Raw genomic sequence first — 20,444 nt, 5'->3', positions numbered from 1 at the left:
TATTATTACAGGCACAAGTAGAGGCCAGCTCTTTCTATCGCCCCAGATAATTCTCGATCACCTTCGGATCGCTGGACACGAAATCGATAGACCCTTCAGCCAGCACCGAACCTTCGGCAAGACACGTCACCTTCACGCCCAACTCGCGGATGAAGCCCATGTCGTGTTCCACCACCACCACCGAACGGGTCTTGGCGATTTCCTTCAAGAGCACGGCGGTTTCGGCCGTTTCCGCATCCGTCATGCCCGCCACCGGCTCGTCCACCAAGAGCAGCTTCGGCTCCTGCGCCAGCAGCATGCCGATCTCGAGCCATTGTTTCTGGCCGTGCGAAAGGTTGGCGGCGAGGTCGCTGCGGCGGTGGGCAAGGCGCACGGTGGCGAGGATTTCCTCGATGCGGGCCTTGTCTTCCTGCGTCAGCCGGTAGAACAGCGTGGCGAACACCCCGCGCTTGCGGTTCAGCGCCAGTTCCAGATTGTCCCAGACGGTGTGGCTTTCAAACACCGTCGGCTTCTGGAATTTCCGGCCGATACCGAGCTGGGCGATGTCGGCCTCGTCCTTTTTAGTGAGGTCGATACTGTCTTCGAACAGCACGGTGCCGCTGTCAGGCCGCGTCTTGCCGGTGATAATATCCATCATCGTCGTTTTGCCCGCGCCATTCGGCCCGATGATGGCGCGAAGCTCGCCCGGCTCCACCACGAAGGAGAGGGAATTCAATGCCCTGAACCCATCGAAGGAAACGGAGACGCCATCGAGATAAAGCAGGCTTTTGGTTCTGTTTTCGGAAACCGTGTTCATGAGCTTACTCCGCCGCCTGTTGCGCAACCGCGCTGTCATTGCCCGGCTGCTCACCGGCGCTTGCCGCCCGCGCAACCCGCTTGTCGCGTCGTCCGGCCAGATAATGCTGCACCGTGCCGACGATGCCCTTGGGGAAAAACAGCGTTACCGCGATGAACAGACCACCCAGCGCAAACAGCCAGAATTCTGGAAATGCCCCGGTGAAATAGCTCTTGCCGCCATTGACGAGAATGGCGCCGATGATCGGCCCGATCAGCGTGCCGCGCCCGCCTACAGCCGTCCACACCACCACCTCGATGGAATTGGCGGGCGAAAATTCGCCGGGATTGATGATGCCCACCTGCGGCACGAACAGCGCGCCGGCAATGCCTGCCATCATGGCCGAGACGACGAAGGTGAAGAGCTTGATGTTTTCCACCCGAAAGCCGAGGAACCGCACCCGGCTTTCGGCATCACGCACGCCCACCAGCACCTTGCCGAATTTGGAATTGACGATGCCGGACGCAATCAGCAGCGACAGCGCCAGCATGACGGCCGTCATGGCAAACAGCACGGCGCGGGTGCCATCCGCCTGCACGGAAAAGCCGAGGATATCCTTGAAATCGGTGAGACCATTATTGCCGCCGAAACCCATATCGTTGCGGAAGAAGGCAAGCAGCAGGGCATAGGTCATGGCCTGCGTGATGATCGAGAGATAGACGCCGTTGACCCGCGAGCGGAAAGCGAACCAGCCGAACACGAAGGCCAGCAGGCCCGGCACGACAAGCACCATCAGCGCCGCAAACCAGAACATGTCGAAGCCCTGCCAGAACCACGGCAGTTCCTTCCAGTTGAGGAACACCATGAAGTCAGGCAGCACCGGATGGCCATAAACCCCGCGCGTGCCGATCTGCCGCATCAGATACATGCCCATGGCATAACCGCCGAGCGCGAAGAAGGCGGCATGGCCGAGCGAGAGAATGCCGCAATAACCCCAGACCAGATCGAGCGCCAGCGCAAGCAGCGCATAGGCCAGATATTTGCCCAGCATCGACATGATGTAGGTCGGGATGTGCAAGGCGCTGTCTTGAGGCAACAGCAGGTTGGAGGCGGGCACCAGCACGGCAATGGCGAGAATGATGCCGATGGCGATGGAAATGCGGCGATCAAGCGCGCGCAGGAGGAAGCCGGTAATCATGCTTCGATCGCCCTTCCCTTGAGTGCGAAGAGACCGCGCGGCCGCTTCTGGATGAACAGGATGATGAGGACGAGCACGAGGATCTTGCCGAGCACGGCGCCCACCGTTGGCTCCAGAAACTTGTTGAGCACGCCGAGCGACAATGCCCCGACCAGCGTTCCCCAGAGATTGCCGACACCGCCGAACACCACCACCATGAAACTGTCGATGATGTAGCTCTGGCCAAGATTGGGCGAGACATTGTCGATCTGCGACAGCGCCACCCCGGCAAGGCCGGCAACGCCGGAGCCGAGCGCGAAGGTGAAGGCATCCACCCACGGCGTGCGGATGCCCATGGAAGACGCCATGCGGCGGTTCTGGGTCACGGCGCGCATCTGCAAACCGAAGGCGGAGCGCTTCAGAAGCACCAGCAGCGCGAAAAACACCGACAGCGAGAAACAGACGATCCACACCCGGTTCCAGGTGAAATTGAGATAACCGACGCTGAAGGAACCGGACATCCAGCCGGGGCTGCCGACTTCCCGGTTGGTGGGGCCGAAAATGGAGCGTACGCCCTGTTGCAGCAGGAGCGAAATGCCCCAGGTGGCCAGCAGCGTTTCCAGCGGCCGCCCGTAGAGATAGCGGATGACGCCACGCTCCATCACGAGACCGACAAACGCCGTCACCAGAAAGGCGGCGGGCAGCGCGATGGCCAGCGACCAATCAAACAGGCCGGGGAAATGCGAACGGATCACCTCCTGCACCATGAAGGTGGAATAGGCCCCGATCATCACCATCTCGCCATGCGCCATATTGATGATGCCCATGACGCCGAAAGTGATGGCAAGGCCGATGGCGGCAAGCAGCAGCACGGAACCGAGCGACAGGCCATACCAGATATTCTGCACGTAATCCCAGAAGGCGAGCGCGCTTTCAATGCTGGAAATCGCTTCATCGACATTGGGCTTCAGGCTCGGATCGACGGATGGCGTCGCCGCCATCAGGATACTGATCGCATCGCGCCCGCCAAGCTTCTTGATGGTGGCGATCGCTTCTTTCTTCAACTCGAGGGGGCGGTCGGAGGAGAGCAGCGAGACAGCCCGCGCCTCCTCCATCCGGGTCCGCACCTCGTTGTCAGTTTCCTTTGATATGGCCGTTTCCAGCAATTCGAGATTTTCAGCGCTGGGGGCCTTCAACACGGCGTCTGCCGCCGCAAGCCGCACGGATTTTTCCGGGCTGAGCAGCGTCAGCCCGCCAAGGGCAGCGCGGATGGCGCGGCGCAGAGTGTTGTTGACCCTGATCTTGGAAACGGCAGCCTTCGGTGCTTCGCCGGCGCTTTCGCCGGTCAGCGGATCGACAAGCGTGAAGCTGGAGCCGGCGGGCTTGGTCATGAAAACGAGATTGTCGGATTTGCGCACGTAGAGATCGCCCGCAGCGAAAGCCTCCAGCGCCGGAACCACGCGAGCGTCGCCGGTGGCGGCGATCTGGCCGATCAACACTTCGGCCTGCTTGAAGTCGGCCGTGCCGAGCTGGTCGACCAATTGTTTTGGGTCGCTTTGCGCCAGGGACTGGGCTGCGATCCCCATGGTGAGCCAGAGGAAGATGGCTCCGAGAAAAGATCGGATCGTCATGTGGGGGTCCTTGGAGCGGCGGTGTATTTTATCTGGCGATGAGTATGCTGCGTTACCCCCCTCTGCCCTGCCGGGCATCTCCCCCACAAGGAGGGAGATCGGCGAGGTGCGCTCGCATCGCTCTATCTCGACCGAAGAGAAATGCGAGACCTCGCCACTTGCCGATCTCCCCACCTGTGGGGGAGATGCCCGGCAGGGCAGAGGGGGGCACGCTTGTTCAGTTTTCAACTATCGAAGCACCGCCCCCACCAAAGGGAGCGGCACCCAACCCAACTAATCAGCTACCCTTGCCACCGCACTTACCCGTGGCCACATTGAAGTTCCCGCAAGACATCGGCTTCCTCCAATCCGAAATCAGATCCTTGGAGTCCGGCAGATAATCCGACCACTCATCACCCACCACCTGCGGCGTCTGCTGCACGATCTCGAATTGCCCATCGGCCTGGATTTCTCCGATCAGCACCGGCTTGGTGATGTGGTGGTTCGGCATCACAGTCGAATAGCCGCCCGAGAGGTTCGGCACGGAAACGCCGATGATCGAGTCCAGCACCTTGTCCGTATCGGTGGTGCCGGCGGATTCGACGGCCTTTACCCAGGCGTTGAAGCCGATATAGGCGGCTTCCATCGGGTCGTTGGTCACGCGCTTGTCGTTCTTGGTAAACGCATGCCAGGTCTTGATGAACTCGGCATTAACAGGAGCATCAACGGACTGGAAGTAGTTCCAGGCGGCAAGGTGGCCGACCAGCGGTGCGGTATCGAGACCGGCAAGCTCTTCTTCGCCAACCGAGAAAGCGACGACCGGAATGTCTTCCGCCTTGATGCCCTGGTTTGCCAGTTCCTTGTAGAACGGCACGTTGGCGTCACCATTGATGGTGGAAACCACGGCGGTCTTCTTGCCGGCTGAGCCGAATTTCTTGATGTCGGACACGATCGTCTGCCAGTCGGAATGGCCGAACGGCGTGTAGTTGATCATGATGTCCTCTTCCTTGACGCCCTTCGACATCAGGTAGGCCTTCAGGATCTTGTTTGTGGTCTGCGGATAGACATAGTCCGTGCCGGCCAGAACCCAGCGCTCCACACCTTCGGTGCTGGCAAGGTAATCAACGGCCGGAATGGCCTGCTGGTTCGGCGCCGCACCCGTATAGAAGATGTTGCGGGAGGATTCTTCACCCTCATATTGCACGGGGTAGAAAAGCAGCGAATTCAGTTCTTCAAACACCGGCAGCACGGATTTGCGCGACGACGACGTCCAGCAACCGAAAACGGCGGCGACCTTGTCCTGCGAAATCAGCTGGCGGGCCTTTTCGGCAAACAGCGGCCAGTCGGAAGCCGGATCGACCACCACGGCTTCGAGTTTCTTGCCGAGCACGCCGCCCTTCTTGTTCTGCTCGTCGATGAGCATCAGCATGGCGTCTTTCAGCGTCGTCTCTGAAATCGCCATGGTGCCGGAAAGCGAATGCAGCACGCCGACCTTGATCGTATCGTCAGCGGCGAACGCACCGTGGAAGGCGGTGGTGGACATGATCGCGCCGAGCAGCGCGGCGCTAAGCGTCTTGCGGAATATCATCGGAAGAACCCCTCTCCTTGTTGGCCTCTTGTGAAGGCTCAGCGGCATCTGCGGCCGCTGCTGGAGGGGACTATCGGTCTCACTGATGCCAAACCGTATACGTCAATTGACGTAGGCTGGGTGGCGAAAGCTGCAGGGGTGTTTGGGATTAAAACAGAAGAACGTTCACATATGAACGAGCGGCTTCCGCTTGTTTCTTCTCCCCGCCGGGGAGAAGTCCGCGGCAGCGGGATGAGGGGGCAAGGGTGCTGTCAATCGCTGGCGTTGCCCCCTCATCCGACCCTTCGGGCCACCTTCTCCCCGGCGGGGAGAAGAAATGCGCGGCGACGTCTCAGATCAGGAATGCGGCCATCAAGAATGCGGCTTGCCGTCCCGCTCTTCATCCCGGATCGCGTCATCATGATACCAGGAGCCAAAATCCACATGCGGCTCCCGTGCCTGACGCTCAAGCTCGCTAAGCCCGCTATTGTGGAACTTGGAAAGGCCCGCGCGCCCGCCGACCGGGAATTGATAGATCGTTGCCGTCTCGCGATGAAAGCCAGTTGCCATTTCGATCATCTCACTTTGGTTGCATCGAAGCACTTTGTTCAGGAAGCAAACCCACAAAGACCGGATTCGCTCCGTTTGATTAAAAAAAAATCACGTTGCGAAAAATATAGGCATTAAACGGCCAATCAGCAAGAAAAACCATTCCGAAAGCGCCGGTTTTTGGGGCAAATGCCGATCCATCGCGCGCAATCGAAATCACTGCACCGCAGCAGGGCATTTGAGGGCAAGGAGCCGGCTATCTATAAGGATTCAATGATGAAACTTGAGGGACGAATTTGCCTGCTGCGGCGCAACAAGCGGAGAAGGGAGCGGTAATGCGATGGGCTTGAGAAAGAGCCGCTGAAAGATTTTTCGAATAATTCGTCGGATATCGCCAATCTGGCACGCGGCATGCATCTAAGGGGTCAGCCCTTGAACGCGAATGTGCTTCCGGTGGCAAACGCCACGGCAAGCCTCAAGGCTTCGCATTGTTACCTATGAGAGGTTCGTAATGACTAAGTTCAAACTCGAGTACATCTGGCTGGACGGATACAAGCCGGTCGCAAACCTGCGCGGCAAGACACAGGTCAAGGAATTCGACGAATTCCCCACGCTCGAGCAGCTGCCGCTTTGGGGTTTTGATGGCTCCTCCACCCAGCAGGCTGAAGGCCATTCGTCGGATTGCGTGCTGAAGCCCGTCGCGATCTACCCCGACCCGGCCCGCACCAACGGCGCGCTCGTCATGTGCGAAGTCATGATGCCCGATGGCGTTACCCCGCATGCCTCGAACAGCCGCGCCACCATCGTCGAGGACGAGGATGCATGGTTCGGTTTCGAACAGGAATATTTCTTCTATCAGGACGGCCGCCCGCTCGGCTTCCCGGAACAGGGCTACCCGGCTCCGCAGGGTCCTTATTACACTGGCGTCGGCTTCAAGAATGTCGGTTCGGTTGCCCGCGAAATCGTTGAAGAGCACCTCGATCTCTGCCTCGAAGCCGGCATCAACCACGAAGGCATCAATGCCGAAGTGGCCAAGGGCCAGTGGGAATTCCAGGTATTCGGCAAGGGCTCCAAGCGCGCCGCCGACCAGATCTGGATCGCCCGTTACCTGCTGCTGCGTCTGTGCGAACAGTACGGCATCGACGTGGAATTCCATTGCAAGCCGCTCGGCGATACCGACTGGAACGGTTCCGGCATGCATTGCAACTTCTCCACCAAGTTCATGCGCGAAGTTGGCGGCAAGGAATATTTCGAAGCCCTCATGGCCGCTTTTGCCAAGAACTGGCAGGAACACATCGACGTTTACGGTCCGGACAACCATCTGCGCCTGACCGGCAAGCACGAAACCGCGCCGTGGAACAAGTTCTCCTACGGCGTGGCAGACCGTGGTGCCTCGATCCGCGTCCCGCACTCCTTCGTCAACAACGGCTACCGTGGTTACCTCGAAGACCGTCGTCCGAACTCGCAGGGCTGCCCTTACCAGATCGCTTCCGTCGTTCTGCAGACGATCGCAGAAGTGCCGCTCGCCAAGTCGGCTGCTGCCTGATAATCCAAGACATGGCGTCGCCCAACCGGGCGACGCCATTTTTGTGTCCAGCGAACGGACAGGCCGGACAGGCGACCTTTCGCCCCCTGCCCCGCGCGGCATATTCTTCCTTCGCAAACTCCAAGAAGTTGCAGCACGTCAAGCAAGAAGGTGAGCGATGGGCATTCTCCAGAAATTCTCTCTCGAAAACCGCATCGCCGTCATTACCGGCAGCGGCCGTGGTCTCGGTTTCGAAATCGCCAGCGCCTTTGCTGAGGCAGGTGCGCATGTGTGGCTGACCGGCCGCAACCCCGAGACGCTGCAACAGGCGGTCGACACGCTTCGCCAGGTCGGCGGAAAAGCCGACTACGCCGCTTTCGACATCGCCGATACCAAAGCCGGCAGCGCTCTTGTCCGCCGTATCATGGACGAATTCGGCCATCTCGATATTCTCGTCAACAATGTCGGCGCGCGCGACCGCCGCCCGCTTGCTGAATTTAATGACGAGAACGTGCTGGAGCTGATCCGCACCGACCTCACCTCCTCCATTTCGCTGTCGCGCGACGCGGCCGAGGCCATGAACACCAATGGTTACGGCCGCATCATCACCATCGCCTCCATTCTCGGCCATATCGTCCGGCCGGGGGATGCGATCTATCCCGTCGCCAAACAGGGGCTGACCGGGCTGATGCGGGCGATTGCCGTGGAATATGGCGCGCGCGGCATCACCAGCAACGCCATTGCGCCGGGCATGTTCGCCACCGAAACCAATGCCGCCCTTGCCGAAAACCCCGACATGGTCGCCTTCGCCAAGCTGCGCGTGCCGCTGGAGCGCTGGGGCCGGCCGGATGAAATCGCCGGTGCGGCTTTGTTTTTGGCCAGCGATGCGGCCTCCTTCGTCAACGGCCATGTGCTGACGGTGGATGGCGGCATGTCGGTGCGGCTGTGAGAGGCCCGTTGCGGAAAGGTGCTCGATAGGCATGGCCGCACGGCAACGCATCATCCCCGTCAGGCGCGAATATAACCGCTGGGTCGCCAACCAGACGCTGGAAGATTATGCGCTGCGCTTCACCGCCAAAAGCGCCCGGCAATTTTCCTCAAACCGCATTTCCCACACCGCCATCGGCGCGATTTCTTTTCTGGCGCTGGAAGCCATCGGCGGCGCGATCACGCTGTCCTACGGCACCACCAACGCCTTCTATGCCATCATCGTCGCCGCCATCGCCATGCTTGCCGTCGGCCTGCCGATCAGCCGTTATGCCATCCGCCATGGCGTCGATATCGATCTTCTGACGCGCGGCGCGAGCTTCGGTTACATCGGCTCCACCATCACCTCGCTGATCTATGCCGCCTTCACCTTCATGCTCTTTGCCATCGAGGCGTCGATCATGTCCGGCGCGCTGGAACTGGCGCTCGGCATTCCGCTCTGGATCGGCTACATCATCTCCGCCGTCATGGTCATTCCGCTCGTCACCCATGGCGTGCGCCTCATCAGCCGTTTCCAGATCATCACCCAGCCGTTCTGGATCGTTCTGAACGTTCTGCCCTTCATCTTCATCGCCTTGATGGACTGGGAAAAATACGATCTCTGGCGGGCCTTTGCCGGCATTCACCATGCCTCCGGCCCGCCGGGCACAGTCGCGGATTTCAATCTGGTGGAATTCGGCGCGGCGTCTGCCGTCATTCTGGCACTGATGTCGCAGATCGGCGAACAGGTGGATTTCCTGCGCTTCCTGCCGGCCGAAGGCCAGAGCCGGTTTCGCCACCGCATCGCGGTGTTTCTGGCCGGGGCCGGCTGGGTCGTCGTCGGCGTGCCGAAGTTGCTGGCCGGCTCCTTTCTCGTGGTGCTCACCTTCAGTTCCGGCGTCTCGGTAGACCGCGCCGCCGATCCGGCGCAGATGTATCTCACCGCCTTCGGTTACATGATCCCCAACGAAACCGCCGCCATGCTGCTGATGGTCGCTTTCGTGGTGGTCTCGCAACTGAAGATCAACGTCATGAACGCCTATGCGGGCTCGCTCGCCTGGTCGAATTTCTTCTCGCGCCTCACCCACAGCCACCCCGGCCGCGTCGTCTGGCTGGTCTTCAATGTGGCGATTGCGCTGCTGTTGATGGAACTCGGCATCTACCGCCTGCTGGAAGAAACGCTCGGCATCTTCTCCATCATCGCCATGGCGTGGCTCTGCACCATTTCCGCCGATCTTTTCATCAACAAGCCGCTCGGCCTTGCCCCGCCGGGCATCGAATTCAAGCGCGCCCATCTTTACGATATCAATCCGGTCGGCGTCGGTTCCATGGCGCTTTCGGCCACCATATCGCTGATGGCGCATTTCGGCACCTTCGGTCCGCTGGCCGCCTCGTTGGCCCCTTATCTGACGCTCATCGTTGCCTTCATCGCCTCCCCCGCCCTCGCCTTCGCCACCAGGGGCAAGTTCTACCTCGCCCGCAAGCCGCGCCAGCAATGGCGTAAAGAAAGCAGCATCACCTGCTCGATCTGCGAACACCCGTTCGAGCCGGAGGACATGGCGTGGTGCCCGGCCTATGCCGCGCCGATCTGTTCGCTCTGCTGTTCGCTGGACAGCCGCTGCCATGACATGTGCAAGCCGAAAGCCAAGCTCAATTATCAGGTCGCCACCGTCGCCAAAACCTTCCTGCCGCGACAACTGGTGGCCAAGCTCGCCACGCGCCTCGGGCGTTACGGCATGGCGGCGGCCATTGCCGTCACCGCCATCGGTGGCATATTGGCGCTCATCGCCCACCAGGTCGGCACCGCCTCGCCGGCGACGGCAGATGTGGTCAACCGCACCATCCTCATCGTGTTTTTCGTCTTCGCCGTCATTGCCGGCATCGTCTGCTGGTTCCTGGTGCTTGCCCATGACAGCCGGGTGGTGGCGGAAGAGGAATCCTCGCGCCAGAACACGCTGCTCCTCAAAGAAATCGCCGCCCACAAGAAAACCGACGCCGCCCTTCAGGACGCCAAGGAAACGGCTGAGGCCGCCAACCGCGCCAAGAGCCGCTACGTGGTGGGTCTCAGCCATGAACTGCGCACCCCGCTCAACGCCGTCCTGGGTTACGCCCAGATCCTCGAACGCGACGAGACGATCCCTCCACCCCGGCAATCGGCCATCCGGGTCATCCGCCGCTCCGCCGATCATCTCTCGGGCCTGATCGACGGGCTTCTGGATATTTCCAAGATCGAGGCGGGCCGCCTGCAGGTCTATTCCAACGAGATCAATATCAAGGATTTCCTCGACCAGATCGTCGATATGTTCCGCCCGCAGGCGCAGGCCAAGGGGCTGGAATTCCGCCATGAGCGCACCGCCGCTTTGCCGCAATATGTCCGCACCGATGAAAAGCGGCTGCGCCAGATTCTCGTCAACCTGCTCTCCAACGCCATCAAATTCACCGATGAGGGTGCCGTCACCTTCGATGTCGCCTATCGCAGCCAGGTGGCCAGTTTCACCGTGTCCGATACCGGCCGTGGCATTGCCGAAAAGGACCTCGCCCGCATCTATGAACCCTTCCAGCGCGGTGAGGCCGAAAGCGTGCGGCCCATGCCGGGCCTCGGCCTCGGCCTCACCATTACAAGGCTTCTGACCAATACGCTCGGCGGCGAGATTTCCGTCTCCAGCGAAAAGGACGAGGGTTCCACCTTCCGCGTCCGCCTCATGCTATCAGCCGTCCACCGGCCAAGCACGGCACCCGCGCCGGAGAAGACCATCCGCTCCTATTCCGGCCCGCGCCGCACCATCGTCGTGGTGGACGATAATGAGGATCACCGCGAGCTGATGCGGCAGGTGCTCTCGCCGCTTGATTTCGTGGTGCTGACGGCGCAGAGCGGGCCGGAATGCCTGACGCTCATCGAAGGCGTAAAGCCCGACCTCTTCCTCATCGATATTTCCATGCCCGGCATGTCCGGCTGGCAGCTCGTGACGAAGCTGCGCGAGGCCGGCCAGACCGCCCCGCTCATCATGCTCTCGGCCAATATCGGCGACGGGACAGTTGCGGGCGCGGGAGAGGACAATCACAATGACGCCATCGCCAAGCCGGTCGATATCCGCCACCTTTGCGACAGGCTCGCCGTGCATCTCGGCCTCAAATGGATTTACGAGGCCGACCTGCCCCCGGCACCTGCCCCGCAGCCAACGCCGCAGATCATCCATCCCGGCGCAATCCATATCAAGGATTTGCAGCAGCTTGGCGAAATCGGTTACATACGCGGCATCGAGGCGAAACTCGCCGATCTTGCCCGTAACACGGAAAACCTGCCCTTCACGCAGGAACTTGGCGCCTATGTGCAGGCCTTCGATCTCACCGGTTACGCCGATTTTCTCAAGCGATTTTCTGACGACAACAACAGGGGAGATGGCACGGCATGAGCGGTCAGGCGACAGCGGCTCCAAGAGACATCGTCCTGCTGGTGGATGACAGCCCGGAAGCGCTGGGGTTCCTGACCGATGCGCTGGAACAGTCAGGCTTTTCCGCCCTCATCGCCACCTCGGGACAGGCAGCGCTGAACATCGCCGAACGCATCACGCCCGATATCATCCTGCTCGACGCCGTCATGCCGGCCATGGACGGTTTCGAGACCTGCCGCCGCCTGAAAGCCAATGCGGCGGTGGCGCAGGTGCCCGTCATCTTCATGACCGGGCTGACGGAAACCGAACATGTGGTGCGGGCGCTGGAGTCCGGGGGTGTGGATTATCTCACCAAGCCGATCAATATCGACGAGCTGCGCGCCCGCATCCGCGTGCACCTCTCCAATGCCCGCTCGGCCCAGAGCGCCCGCGTGGCGCTCGATGCCGCCGGCCGCCATCTGCTCGCCGTGCGCGCCAATGGCGCCATCCACTGGTCGACCCCGCAGGCGACAAGGCTCGTCAATGCCGCCACCGGCCGCGATGACGGGCTGGAGATCGTCGTCGCCCATATTTCCGGCTGGCTGAAGGACAGGGCGACGGTGGATGCCGCCCGCGACACACCGCTGACGATCACGCAGGCCGGGCGGCCCGCTTTGCAACTCTCCTTCCTCGGCGCGATGGGGCCGGACGAATACCTCTTCCGCCTGACCGCCGCCAACGAGAAATCCGACGACCATCTGCTCAAGGACCACTTCGCCCTGACGACGCGGGAATCCGAAGTGCTGCTATGGATCGCCAAGGGCAAATCCAACCGCGACATCGGCGAAATCCTCGGCCTTTCCGCCAGAACCGTGAACAAGCATCTGGAACAGATCTATGTGAAGCTCGGCGTCGAAAACCGCGCCTCTGCTGCGGTCAAGGCGGCGCATGTTCTGCATCAGGGGTGAATTTCGGCGCGTAATGCGCTAAGCTTCCACTGATATCCCTCCGAACCACCAATATAGGCGAGCGACCGCCGCTTGTTTCTTCTCCCCGCCGGGGAGAAGGTCGCAGCAGCGGGACGAGGGGGCAAGGGTAGAGATAAACCGAGAGCCAGCCCCCTCATCCGGCCCTTCGGGCCACCTTCTCCCCGGCGGGGAGAAGAAACAAGCGGCCCCCATATCCCCCAAAAATCACCACAGAGCCACATACCCCCGAAACAGGAATCCCCCCATGGATCGCTTCATCATCCTTTCCGGCTGCTCCGGCGGCGGCAAATCCACCCTGCTTGCCGAACTTGCAAGGCGCGGTTTCGCCACCGTCGAGGAACCAGGCCGCCGTATCGTCATCGAAGAAACCCGTAACAACGGCACCGCCCTGCCCTGGATCGACATTGAAGCCTTCGCCCGCCGCGCCATCGCCGTTGCACTCGAAGACCGGCAAAAGGCGCCGCCGGAAGGCCTCGTCTTCTTCGATCGTGGCCTGATCGACGCCGCCTCCGCGCTGCGGCATGTCAGCGGCGATGCCTTCATCGATACGTTACGCCGTGCGCACCGCTACAACAGGCTGGTTTTCCTCACCCCGCCTTGGCCGGAAATCTACCGGGGCGATGGCGAGCGCAAACATGATTTCGATTCGGCCATTGAGGAATACGAGCGCCTGCTCACGGACTATGCCCGGCTGGATTATGAAACGGTGATAGTGCCGAAGGTGCCGGTATCGGAGCGCGCCGAGGTGGTGCTGGAGCGGTTGGCGCAAGCCATCTGAAAGATGACATAGTATCTTCACCTCCATCACGCCGGCCTTGGGCCGGTATCCAGCCGGCATGCGTCTGCTTGGTGGAGGGAGGCCTCACCGCCCAAGGACTTGGGCTGGCTTGATGCCGACATGACTGAGGTCGGGAGGCTTTACATCGAAAACAAAAAAGCCCGGCATCGCTGCCGGGCTTCGATCGTGTATCGCAGAAGGGCTTAGCTGCCCTGCTGGATGTAGGTGAACTTGCCGTCCGGACCCTTCTTCCACTCGTACATGACGTAGCCGGGAAGCTTCGGGTCGCCCTTCTCGTCGAAGGAGATGTCGCCGAGCGCCGTCGGGAAGGTGCCCTTCTTCAGAGCTTCGGCAACCTTTTCCGGCTCAATGGAGCCGGCGGCCTTTGCCGCGCCTGCGATCGACTGCAGGGCTGCGTAGGAGTAGAGCGTATAGGCTTCCGGGTTGAAGCCGGCGGCCTTGAACTTCTCAACCAGCTCCTTGTTTTCCGGGCGCAGTGTCGGATCGGGGCCGAAGGTGTTGAGCGTGCCTTCGACGGCGTCGCCGGCGATGGAAGCCAGTTCGTTGGAGACGATGCCGTCACCCGAAATCAGCTTCGCCTTCAGGCCCTGATCGGCCGCCTGGCGGATGATCAGACCGGCTTCGGTGTGCAGGCCGCCCCAATAGATGACCGTAACACCGGCTTCCTTCATCTTGGAAATCAGCGCCGAGAAGTCCTTGTCGCCGACATTAACGCCTTCATACATGACTTCCGTCACGCCGGCGGCATTGGCTGCCTTCTTGGTTTCATCGGCAAGGCCCTGACCATAGGGCGTCTTGTCGTGAATGACGGCGATCTTGGCGTCCTTGAAGTGGTCGGCCAGATACTTGCCGGCAATGCCACCCTGCTGGTCGTCACGACCGCAGGTGCGGAAGGTGTTCCACAGGCCGCGCTCGGTAAAGACCGGGTTGGTTGCAGCCGGCGTCACTTCGAGAATGCCGTTTTCGGCATAAACTTCGGAAGCCGGAATGGAAACGCCGGAGTTGAAGTGACCGATGACGAATTTCACGCCGTCGGCAACGAATTTATTGGCAACCGAAATACCCTGCTTCGGGTCGGATACGTCGTCGCCCAGCACGATCTTGATCTGCTCGCCATTGATGCCGCCGGCGGCATTGATGTCTTTTGCAGCCTGTTCGGCACCCTTCTGGATCTGAGCGCCAAAAGCAGCGTTCGGGCCGGTCAGCGGTGCGCCGACAGCGATCACGACATCGGCCCAGGCCGAACCGCCGAAGGCGACCATGGCGGTCAGCGCGACAGCGGAAAGAAGAGACTTCTTCATTACTTTACTCCCAGTTCCTTGGATGGGTTGATTGCAAGGACCTGTTCGGTACCCACCTTAACCGAACAGAAACCGTTCCACTCTGACGAGCATTGTGCAGCCGGAAAAATCCGCCTGTCAATCTTTCTTCTTGTAGGAAAATGCCGACGTCCGGTCGTAAAGCCAATAGTAGTTATTGACCATCTGGCTCGCCCGGCGCATGCGGAAACCGATGCTGGAAAAGACCAGAAGAAGAGCGACGTCAAACACGTAGTAGAAGCCGTTGATGAACGGCCCGTTGAAGAGTGCGTAATGCAGGAAGCGCATCACGAGCCCCAATGCCAGCGTGTAGATCACCACACGCGTATAATCGCCCCAGCCATCGGCGACGGATCTGCCCGTGCGCCACGCCGTCCAGAAACCCAAGAGAACAACCAGTGCGCGCAGAACATAACGCACGCCGTTATCGGTTTCGAAAAAAAGGCCCTGCATCTCTTTCCCCATCAGTGCTGGGCGAAAACGCCCGCGCCCTGCCTTGTCTGTCGTCCCGCCGTTTTGCCGGTGGGCATTTTATTGTTTGCGTCCCGCCATGGTCCCAGAGAGTTAGGCTGAACACCGTTTGCAGTCTTGCGCCGCAAAATTTCCGGCGCAAGTAAAATCTTTCAGTGCCGTCCGCCTTCGAGATAAGCGGCGCGCACCTGCGGATCGGCGAGCAATTCCTTGCCCGAACCGCTCATCGTCACGCGGCCGTTGACCATCACATAGGCGCGGTCGGAAAGCTTCAGCGCGGCAAAGGCGTTCTGCTCCACCAGGAAGACGGTCAGCCCTTCCTCCTGGTTGAGTTTCTTGATCGCCGCGAAAATGCCCTTGACGATCAGCGGCGCGAGACCCAGCGACGGTTCGTCGAGCAAAAGCAGCTTCGGCCGTGCCATCAGCGCGCGGCCGATGGAGAGCATCTGCTGCTCGCCGCCGGAAAGCGTGCCGCCGCGCTGGCTCTGGCGCTCTTTCAGCCGCGGGAACATCACGAAGATCTTCTCGACGTCTTCCTTGAAATATTTGAGGTTGTCGAGATTGGCGCCCATCTGCAGGTTTTCCAGCACCGTCATGCGCGGGAAGATCCGGCGGCCTTCGGGTGACTGGGCGATGCGTTTGCGGGCGATCAGATGTGTCGGCAGCTGGGTAATATCCTCGCCGTCGAAGATCACCTGGCCGGCACGGGCCTGCGGGCTGCCGCAGATGGTCATCATCAGCGTCGATTTGCCGGCGCCGTTGGCGCCGATCAGGCTGACGATTTCACCCTTGTTGACTTCGACATCGACACCGGCCAGAGCGCGGATATTGCCATAATAGGTTTCGACACCCTGAACTTTGAGAAGCGATTCACCGGACATCAGGCCGCTCCTCCGTCGAGTTCTTCCGCAATCACGTCTTCCACTTCATCATCCTCGACACCCAGATAGGCGGCGATGACCTTCGGGTCGTTCTTCACATGGTCCGGCGTGCCGTCGGAAATCTTCTGGCCATATTCCAGAACCACCACATGGTCGGAAATCTGCATCACAACGGACATGTCATGCTCGATCAGCAGCAGCGACGTGCCTTCATCGCGGATGCCGCGCAACAGTGCATTGAGCGCCAGCGATTCCTTCGGGTTGAGACCGGCGGCCGGCTCATCGAGGCACAAAAGCTCCGGCCCCGTGCACATGGCGCGGGCGATTTCCAGACGGCGCTGCGCGCCATAGGGCAGATCGCCGGCCGGATCGTCGGCGCGGTCGGTCAGATCGGCCTTGTCCAGCCAGTATTTGGCCTTCTCGATCGAACTCGCGACCGCCCTTTTATAGGCGGGCAGGCCGAGAAGACCGAGAATGGTGTAACCCGAGGCCTTCATCAGCGCATTGTGCTGCGCCACCAGCAGGTTTTCCAGAACCGTAAGACCCGAAAACAGCCGGATGTTCTGGAAGGTGCGCGCCACCTTCGCCTTCTTGGTGATTTCGAAATCCGGCAGGCGCTCGAGAAGATGCGCCTCGCCGCTTTGCTGGCGCATGGTGATCATGCCCATCGTCGGTTTGTAGAAACCGGTGATGCAGTTGAAAACCGTGGTCTTTCCAGCACCGTTGGGGCCGATCAGCGCGGTGATCTCGCCGCGCTTCGCCTCGAAGGAGAAGTCGTTGATGGCCATCAGGCCGCCGAACTTCATCGAGAGATGTTCGACCTTGAGGATCGTGTCGCCAGTCGTATTGCCAGTGGTATTGCCAGTGGTATTGGATGTCATGTTCATCGTTCCGGAAGCCATCAACCGTGACCTTCCTTGGTAAAGCTGCCGGAGACGGCCTTGCGTTCCTTAAGGAAGGCCGTGGGTTCACGCGAGCCGACAAAGCCGCGCGGCTTGAACAGCATGACGATGACCATGGCGAGGCCGAACAGCAGCATACGGTAGAGTTCCGGCGTGAAATCAGGCCCGAAGATGTGCTTCAGGAATTCCATTTCGCGCAGAAGCTCGGTGCCGCCAACCATGACGAGGGCGGCGATGGCGATGCCGGTCAGCGAGCCCATGCCGCCAAGCACGACGATGGCGAGGATGACGGCGGACTCGAGGAACACGAAGCTTTCCGGAGACACGAAACCCTGACGCGCGGCGAAGAATGAACCGGCAAAACCGCCAAACATCGCGCCCGTCGCAAAGGCGGTGAGCTTGGTGATGACGGTATCGATGCCGAGCGAACGGCAGGCGATCTCGTCTTCGCGCAGCGCTTCCCATGCGCGGCCAATCGGCATGCGGCGCAGTTTGATGGTGACGTAAGCCGTCAGCATGCACAGGAACAGGATCACGTAGAACAGGAAGATCTTGTAATAGGCCGACGACATCGACAGGCCAAAAACCTTGGCGAAGTTGTTCGGCGCGCCGACATCGAAGGACCAGATGCCGAAGACTGAGGCCTTGGCGATACCCGAAATGCCGAATGTGCCCTTGGTCACCGCCGTCCAGTTCAACAATACGAGACGGATGATTTCACCGAAGGCAAGCGTAACGATCGCCAGATAGTCGCCGCGAAGCCGCAGAACCGGAAAGCCGAGGATGATGCCCCAGAAGCCGGCGAGGATGCCGGCAAGCGGCAGAAGCACCCAGAAGGACAGGCCGAAATAGCTCGACAGCAGCGCATAGGAATAAGCGCCGACCGCATAAAAGGCCACGTAACCGAGATCGAGCAGACCGGCCAGCCCAACGACGATATTGAGACCCCAGGCCAACATCACATAGATGAGGATCTGGATGCCGAAATTGTCGACGTATTTCAGCGAGCCCTGAAAGCCGAACAATTGCACTGTTATGACAGGATAAAGCAGCAGCAGCGCCAGCGCCAGCTTCAGAAAGTGCTTGTGGAAAAAGCCCTTTTCTTCGGAGATTTCCAGAATGCCGGTTTTCGCCTTGGCAAGCCTGCGGCGATCCATGGACGGCTTGAAAAAGCCGACCACGAGGAAACGGCCGATGGCGGCGACAGCGACGAAGATTGCCAGCAGCCCCCAGCGGGTGCCCCAGATCAGCTGGTTGTTGATGTCCTGATAGGTGATGATGCCGATGTAGAGAATGAACATGCCGAACGAGATGACGCCGGCAATCAGCCCCTCCTTCACAGCCGTCGCCATCAGGCTCGGGCTGGAAGCGGCATTTTCGGAAGCGATATTGGTCATGGGATCACACCTTCTCGACTTCCGGACGACCGAGAATACCGGTCGGCTTGAAGATCAGCACGAAAGCCAGGATGCCGAATGCCGCGACGTCCTTGTAGGCGATGGAGAAATAGGCCGACCACAGCGATTCGATCAGACCGATCAACAGGCCGCCGAGAACGGCGCCCGGAAGCGAGCCGATGCCGCCGAGAACGGCCGCGGTGAAGGCCTTGACGCCGGGAACGAAGCCGTCGCTGAACGAGGCCACGCCATAATACATCAGATACATCGTACCAGCGACGGCAGCCAGCGCCGCACCCATGATGAAGGTGATGGAAATCGTCTTGTCGACATCAACGCCGAGCAGGGCGGCCATCTTGCGGTCCTGTTCGGTGGCGCGCTGCGCCCGGCCGAGCGGGGTCTTGTTGACGATATACCAGAAGGCGAACAGCAGAACGGAGGTAACCACCATGATGATCAGCTGCTTCAGCGATACGGTGATGGCGCCGAAGTGATAGCTTTCCGTCACCATTGACGGGATCGGCTTGTTGCGCGGACCCTGTGTCACCTGAATGAAGTTGGACAGCGCGATCGACATGCCGATGGCGGTAATCAGCGGCGCAAGCCGGAATGAGCCGCGCAGCGGCCGATAGGCGACGCGCTCGATGACCCAGTTCCACAATCCGGTCATCAGCATGGCGACGACCATCATCAAAAGCAGAAGAAGCGCCACCGGAATGCCGGCGAAAAACGATGTTGCAATCAAAAAAACGATCAGCGCGGCAAAGCCGCCAAGCATGAAAATATCGCCATGGGCGAAGTTGATCATGCCGATAATGCCATAAACCATCGTATAGCCGATAGCGATGAGGCCATAGATCGATCCAAGAGTCAGCCCGTTGATGAGCTGCTGGATAAAATACTCCATGTCTTTCCCCCGGGTATGGCCTCAAATGAGCCACGCCTCGTTATGTTAATTATCGGGGGAACCCCTGCGAGCATCCCCACTCCCAAAATGCATATCGTGTTCGTTAAAAATGTGAAGTCAAAAACGGGCGATCCTGCACAAAATTTGGAATTTCCACATGGACTGCCCTTTTCCCGATCAAAAGAGCCATGATTTTGGCAGGAAGTGCTGAAAAAATGACGTCGGAATGCTTATTTTAGTCTTGTCTACCGCCATTATTTGACGGGCGACGGGCAAAGGAGTAGCGACATTGAGGATCGAAAGATCCCGGCACGGGATGGCAACGGCAAAGAGATGATCGACATATTGACGAAAGCGGCGCTGGACGCCGGGCAGGCAATCATGGCGGTCCATCGCGCCGGCCCGCATGTGTCGTACAAGGATGACTGCTCGCCGGTGACCGAGGCTGATCAACGCGCCGAGACGATCATTCTTGCGGCGCTGGCGACCCATTTTCCCGACATTCCTGTCATCGCCGAAGAGGCCGTCTCGAACGGCATCCAGCCGGAAACGGGCCAGGAGTTCTTTCTGGTCGATCCGCTTGACGGAACCAAGGAATTCATTTCCGGCAAGGACGATTTCACCGTCAATATTGCGCTTATCCGCAATGGCGTTCCGGTTGCCGGCGTGGTTTACGCGCCCTGCCGTGGACAGGCGTGGACGGGCGAAGGTAACGAGGCCGAAAAGCTCGCCATTTCCGGGCAAGGCGCGATCCTTTCGCGCCACCCCATCCGCGCACGCCAGCGCGGCGCTTCTCCCGTCGCGCTCATCAGCCGCTCGCACTGTACGGCGAAGACGGAAGCTTTCGTGGCCGAACACGGTCTGAAAGACTGCATTTCCGTCGGCTCCTCGCTGAAATTCTGCATGCTGGCCGAAGGTGCTGCCGATATTTACCCCCGCTTCAGCCGCACCATGATGTGGGACACAGCAGCCGGCGACGCCGTGCTGCGCGCCGCCGGCGGCCGGACGCTCGATTGCGAAGGCCGGCTGCTTGCCTATGCGGTGAGGGGCGATGGCGAGGATGCGCTGGCCAATCCGGATTTTATTGCTGAAGGCGCGATGGCGGTGGAAATCGCGCCATAACTGAAGGGATGATCGGGCAGGTTTGTTCGCTTCGGCGTATGCGGCTTACCCCCCTCTGCCCTGCCGGGCATCTCCCCCACAAGGAGGGAGATCGGCAGGAGGCTCTTTCACCACTTC

The 20,444-nt window shown here is 60.2% G+C and carries 17 protein-coding genes; 6 read left to right on the top strand and 11 right to left on the bottom strand.

Features of this window, described 5'->3' with window-relative positions; translation table 11 throughout:
• Positions 1–34 precede the first annotated feature (34 nt).
• The 5 genes from urtD to DXT96_RS22240 form a co-directional block, all read right to left on the bottom strand.
• On the bottom strand, positions 35–796 hold the full coding sequence (urtD, locus tag DXT96_RS22260; protein WP_153516507.1) for an urea ABC transporter ATP-binding protein UrtD: 762 nt from the start codon (positions 794–796) through the stop codon (positions 35–37).
• A gap of 4 nt (positions 797–800) precedes the next feature.
• Entirely contained in the window at positions 801–1,973 is a 1,173-nt protein-coding gene (urtC, locus tag DXT96_RS22255) for an urea ABC transporter permease subunit UrtC (protein WP_153516506.1), read from the bottom strand.
• Positions 1,970–3,583 (bottom strand): urea ABC transporter permease subunit UrtB, encoded by a 1,614-nt coding sequence (gene urtB, locus DXT96_RS22250; RefSeq protein ID WP_153516505.1) that lies wholly within the window; start codon positions 3,581–3,583, stop codon positions 1,970–1,972. The genes urtC and urtB overlap by 4 nt, the downstream gene beginning before the upstream one ends.
• Positions 3,584–3,860: 277 nt before the next feature.
• The gene (urtA, locus tag DXT96_RS22245) at positions 3,861–5,150 is read right to left on the bottom strand and encodes an urea ABC transporter substrate-binding protein (protein ID WP_153516504.1); all 1,290 of its coding nucleotides are present in this window, start codon (positions 5,148–5,150) and stop codon (positions 3,861–3,863) included.
• 351 nt (positions 5,151–5,501) lie between these two features.
• Entirely contained in the window at positions 5,502–5,708 is a 207-nt protein-coding gene (locus tag DXT96_RS22240) for a DUF2735 domain-containing protein (protein WP_174373243.1), read from the bottom strand.
• A gap of 481 nt (positions 5,709–6,189) precedes the next feature.
• On the opposite strand from DXT96_RS22240, the gene DXT96_RS22235 reads away from it, so the two are divergent.
• The 5 genes from DXT96_RS22235 to DXT96_RS22215 all read left to right on the top strand — a co-directional run bounded on the left by DXT96_RS22235 (position 6,190) and on the right by DXT96_RS22215 (position 13,307).
• The gene (locus DXT96_RS22235) at positions 6,190–7,224 is read left to right on the top strand and encodes a glutamine synthetase beta-grasp domain-containing protein (protein WP_153516503.1); all 1,035 of its coding nucleotides are present in this window, start codon (positions 6,190–6,192) and stop codon (positions 7,222–7,224) included.
• 157 nt (positions 7,225–7,381) lie between these two features.
• The gene (locus DXT96_RS22230) at positions 7,382–8,152 is read left to right on the top strand and encodes an SDR family oxidoreductase (protein WP_153516502.1); all 771 of its coding nucleotides are present in this window, start codon (positions 7,382–7,384) and stop codon (positions 8,150–8,152) included.
• Between the two features lie 31 nt (positions 8,153–8,183).
• Positions 8,184–11,582 (top strand): ATP-binding protein, encoded by a 3,399-nt coding sequence (locus tag DXT96_RS22225; protein ID WP_153516501.1) that lies wholly within the window; start codon positions 8,184–8,186, stop codon positions 11,580–11,582.
• Positions 11,579–12,508, top strand: coding sequence for a response regulator (locus DXT96_RS22220; RefSeq protein WP_153516500.1), 930 nt, complete (start codon positions 11,579–11,581; stop codon positions 12,506–12,508). Before DXT96_RS22225 ends, DXT96_RS22220 begins: the two co-directional genes overlap by 4 nt.
• A 265-nt stretch (positions 12,509–12,773) precedes the next feature.
• On the top strand, positions 12,774–13,307 hold the full coding sequence (locus DXT96_RS22215) for an AAA family ATPase (RefSeq protein WP_153516499.1): 534 nt from the start codon (positions 12,774–12,776) through the stop codon (positions 13,305–13,307).
• Between the two features lie 203 nt (positions 13,308–13,510).
• Here DXT96_RS22215 and DXT96_RS22210 read toward each other — a convergent pair whose 3' ends face one another.
• The 6 genes from DXT96_RS22210 to DXT96_RS22185 all read right to left on the bottom strand — a co-directional run bounded on the left by DXT96_RS22210 (position 13,511) and on the right by DXT96_RS22185 (position 19,205).
• Positions 13,511–14,629 carry a branched-chain amino acid ABC transporter substrate-binding protein gene (locus DXT96_RS22210; protein WP_153516498.1) on the bottom strand — a complete coding sequence of 373 codons (1,119 nt, stop codon included), beginning with the start codon at positions 14,627–14,629 and terminating at the stop codon, positions 13,511–13,513.
• Positions 14,630–14,746: 117 nt separating this feature from the next.
• Complete coding sequence (locus tag DXT96_RS22205) at positions 14,747–15,100, bottom strand: DUF6867 family protein (protein WP_149899890.1); 354 nt, start codon at positions 15,098–15,100, stop codon at positions 14,747–14,749.
• Between the two features lie 170 nt (positions 15,101–15,270).
• The gene (locus DXT96_RS22200) at positions 15,271–15,999 is read right to left on the bottom strand and encodes an ABC transporter ATP-binding protein (RefSeq protein ID WP_153516497.1); all 729 of its coding nucleotides are present in this window, start codon (positions 15,997–15,999) and stop codon (positions 15,271–15,273) included.
• Positions 15,999–16,901 (bottom strand): ABC transporter ATP-binding protein, encoded by a 903-nt coding sequence (locus DXT96_RS22195; protein ID WP_153516496.1) that lies wholly within the window; start codon positions 16,899–16,901, stop codon positions 15,999–16,001. Before DXT96_RS22195 ends, DXT96_RS22200 begins: the two co-directional genes overlap by 1 nt.
• Positions 16,901–18,298, bottom strand: a complete 1,398-nt coding sequence (gene livM / locus DXT96_RS22190; protein WP_153516495.1) for a high-affinity branched-chain amino acid ABC transporter permease LivM — start codon at positions 18,296–18,298, stop codon at positions 16,901–16,903. Before livM ends, DXT96_RS22195 begins: the two co-directional genes overlap by 1 nt.
• 4 nt (positions 18,299–18,302) lie before the next feature.
• Entirely contained in the window at positions 18,303–19,205 is a 903-nt protein-coding gene (locus DXT96_RS22185) for a branched-chain amino acid ABC transporter permease (RefSeq protein ID WP_046797796.1), read from the bottom strand.
• A 333-nt stretch (positions 19,206–19,538) separates the two neighbouring features.
• Between DXT96_RS22185 and cysQ the strand changes: the two genes are divergently transcribed.
• On the top strand, positions 19,539–20,327 hold the full coding sequence (gene cysQ / locus DXT96_RS22180; protein ID WP_153516494.1) for a 3'(2'),5'-bisphosphate nucleotidase CysQ: 789 nt from the start codon (positions 19,539–19,541) through the stop codon (positions 20,325–20,327).
• The last annotated feature ends 117 nt before the right edge of the window (positions 20,328–20,444 follow it).

Origin of the sequence: Agrobacterium sp. ICMP 6402, from assembly GCF_009498615.1 — a bacterium.
GTDB lineage: Bacteria > Pseudomonadota > Alphaproteobacteria > Rhizobiales > Rhizobiaceae > Agrobacterium > Agrobacterium burrii.
This window is presented reverse-complemented; position numbering and strand designations above follow the sequence as displayed.

Bases quoted from the DNA above. Each gene is read 5' to 3' on its own strand.
- urtC (WP_153516506.1), bottom strand. From the start codon at position 1,973: ATGATTACCGGCTTCCTCCTGCGCGCGCTTGATCGCCGCATTTCCATC.
- DXT96_RS22200 (WP_153516497.1), bottom strand. From the start codon at position 15,999: ATGTCCGGTGAATCGCTTCTCAAAGTTCAGGGTGTCGAAACCTATTAT.
- DXT96_RS22240 (WP_174373243.1), bottom strand. From the start codon at position 5,708: ATGATCGAAATGGCAACTGGCTTTCATCGCGAGACGGCAACGATCTAT.
- DXT96_RS22220 (WP_153516500.1), top strand. From the start codon at position 11,579: ATGAGCGGTCAGGCGACAGCGGCTCCAAGAGACATCGTCCTGCTGGTG.
- DXT96_RS22210 (WP_153516498.1), bottom strand. From the start codon at position 14,629: ATGAAGAAGTCTCTTCTTTCCGCTGTCGCGCTGACCGCCATGGTCGCC.
- livM (WP_153516495.1), bottom strand. From the start codon at position 18,298: ATGACCAATATCGCTTCCGAAAATGCCGCTTCCAGCCCGAGCCTGATG.
- DXT96_RS22215 (WP_153516499.1), top strand. From the start codon at position 12,774: ATGGATCGCTTCATCATCCTTTCCGGCTGCTCCGGCGGCGGCAAATCC.
- urtB (WP_153516505.1), bottom strand. From the start codon at position 3,583: ATGACGATCCGATCTTTTCTCGGAGCCATCTTCCTCTGGCTCACCATG.
- DXT96_RS22195 (WP_153516496.1), bottom strand. From the start codon at position 16,901: ATGGCTTCCGGAACGATGAACATGACATCCAATACCACTGGCAATACC.
- cysQ (WP_153516494.1), top strand. From the start codon at position 19,539: ATGATCGACATATTGACGAAAGCGGCGCTGGACGCCGGGCAGGCAATC.
- urtA (WP_153516504.1), bottom strand. From the start codon at position 5,150: ATGATATTCCGCAAGACGCTTAGCGCCGCGCTGCTCGGCGCGATCATG.
- DXT96_RS22230 (WP_153516502.1), top strand. From the start codon at position 7,382: ATGGGCATTCTCCAGAAATTCTCTCTCGAAAACCGCATCGCCGTCATT.
- DXT96_RS22225 (WP_153516501.1), top strand. From the start codon at position 8,184: ATGGCCGCACGGCAACGCATCATCCCCGTCAGGCGCGAATATAACCGC.
- DXT96_RS22235 (WP_153516503.1), top strand. From the start codon at position 6,190: ATGACTAAGTTCAAACTCGAGTACATCTGGCTGGACGGATACAAGCCG.
- DXT96_RS22185 (WP_046797796.1), bottom strand. From the start codon at position 19,205: ATGGAGTATTTTATCCAGCAGCTCATCAACGGGCTGACTCTTGGATCG.
- DXT96_RS22205 (WP_149899890.1), bottom strand. From the start codon at position 15,100: ATGCAGGGCCTTTTTTTCGAAACCGATAACGGCGTGCGTTATGTTCTG.
- urtD (WP_153516507.1), bottom strand. From the start codon at position 796: ATGAACACGGTTTCCGAAAACAGAACCAAAAGCCTGCTTTATCTCGAT.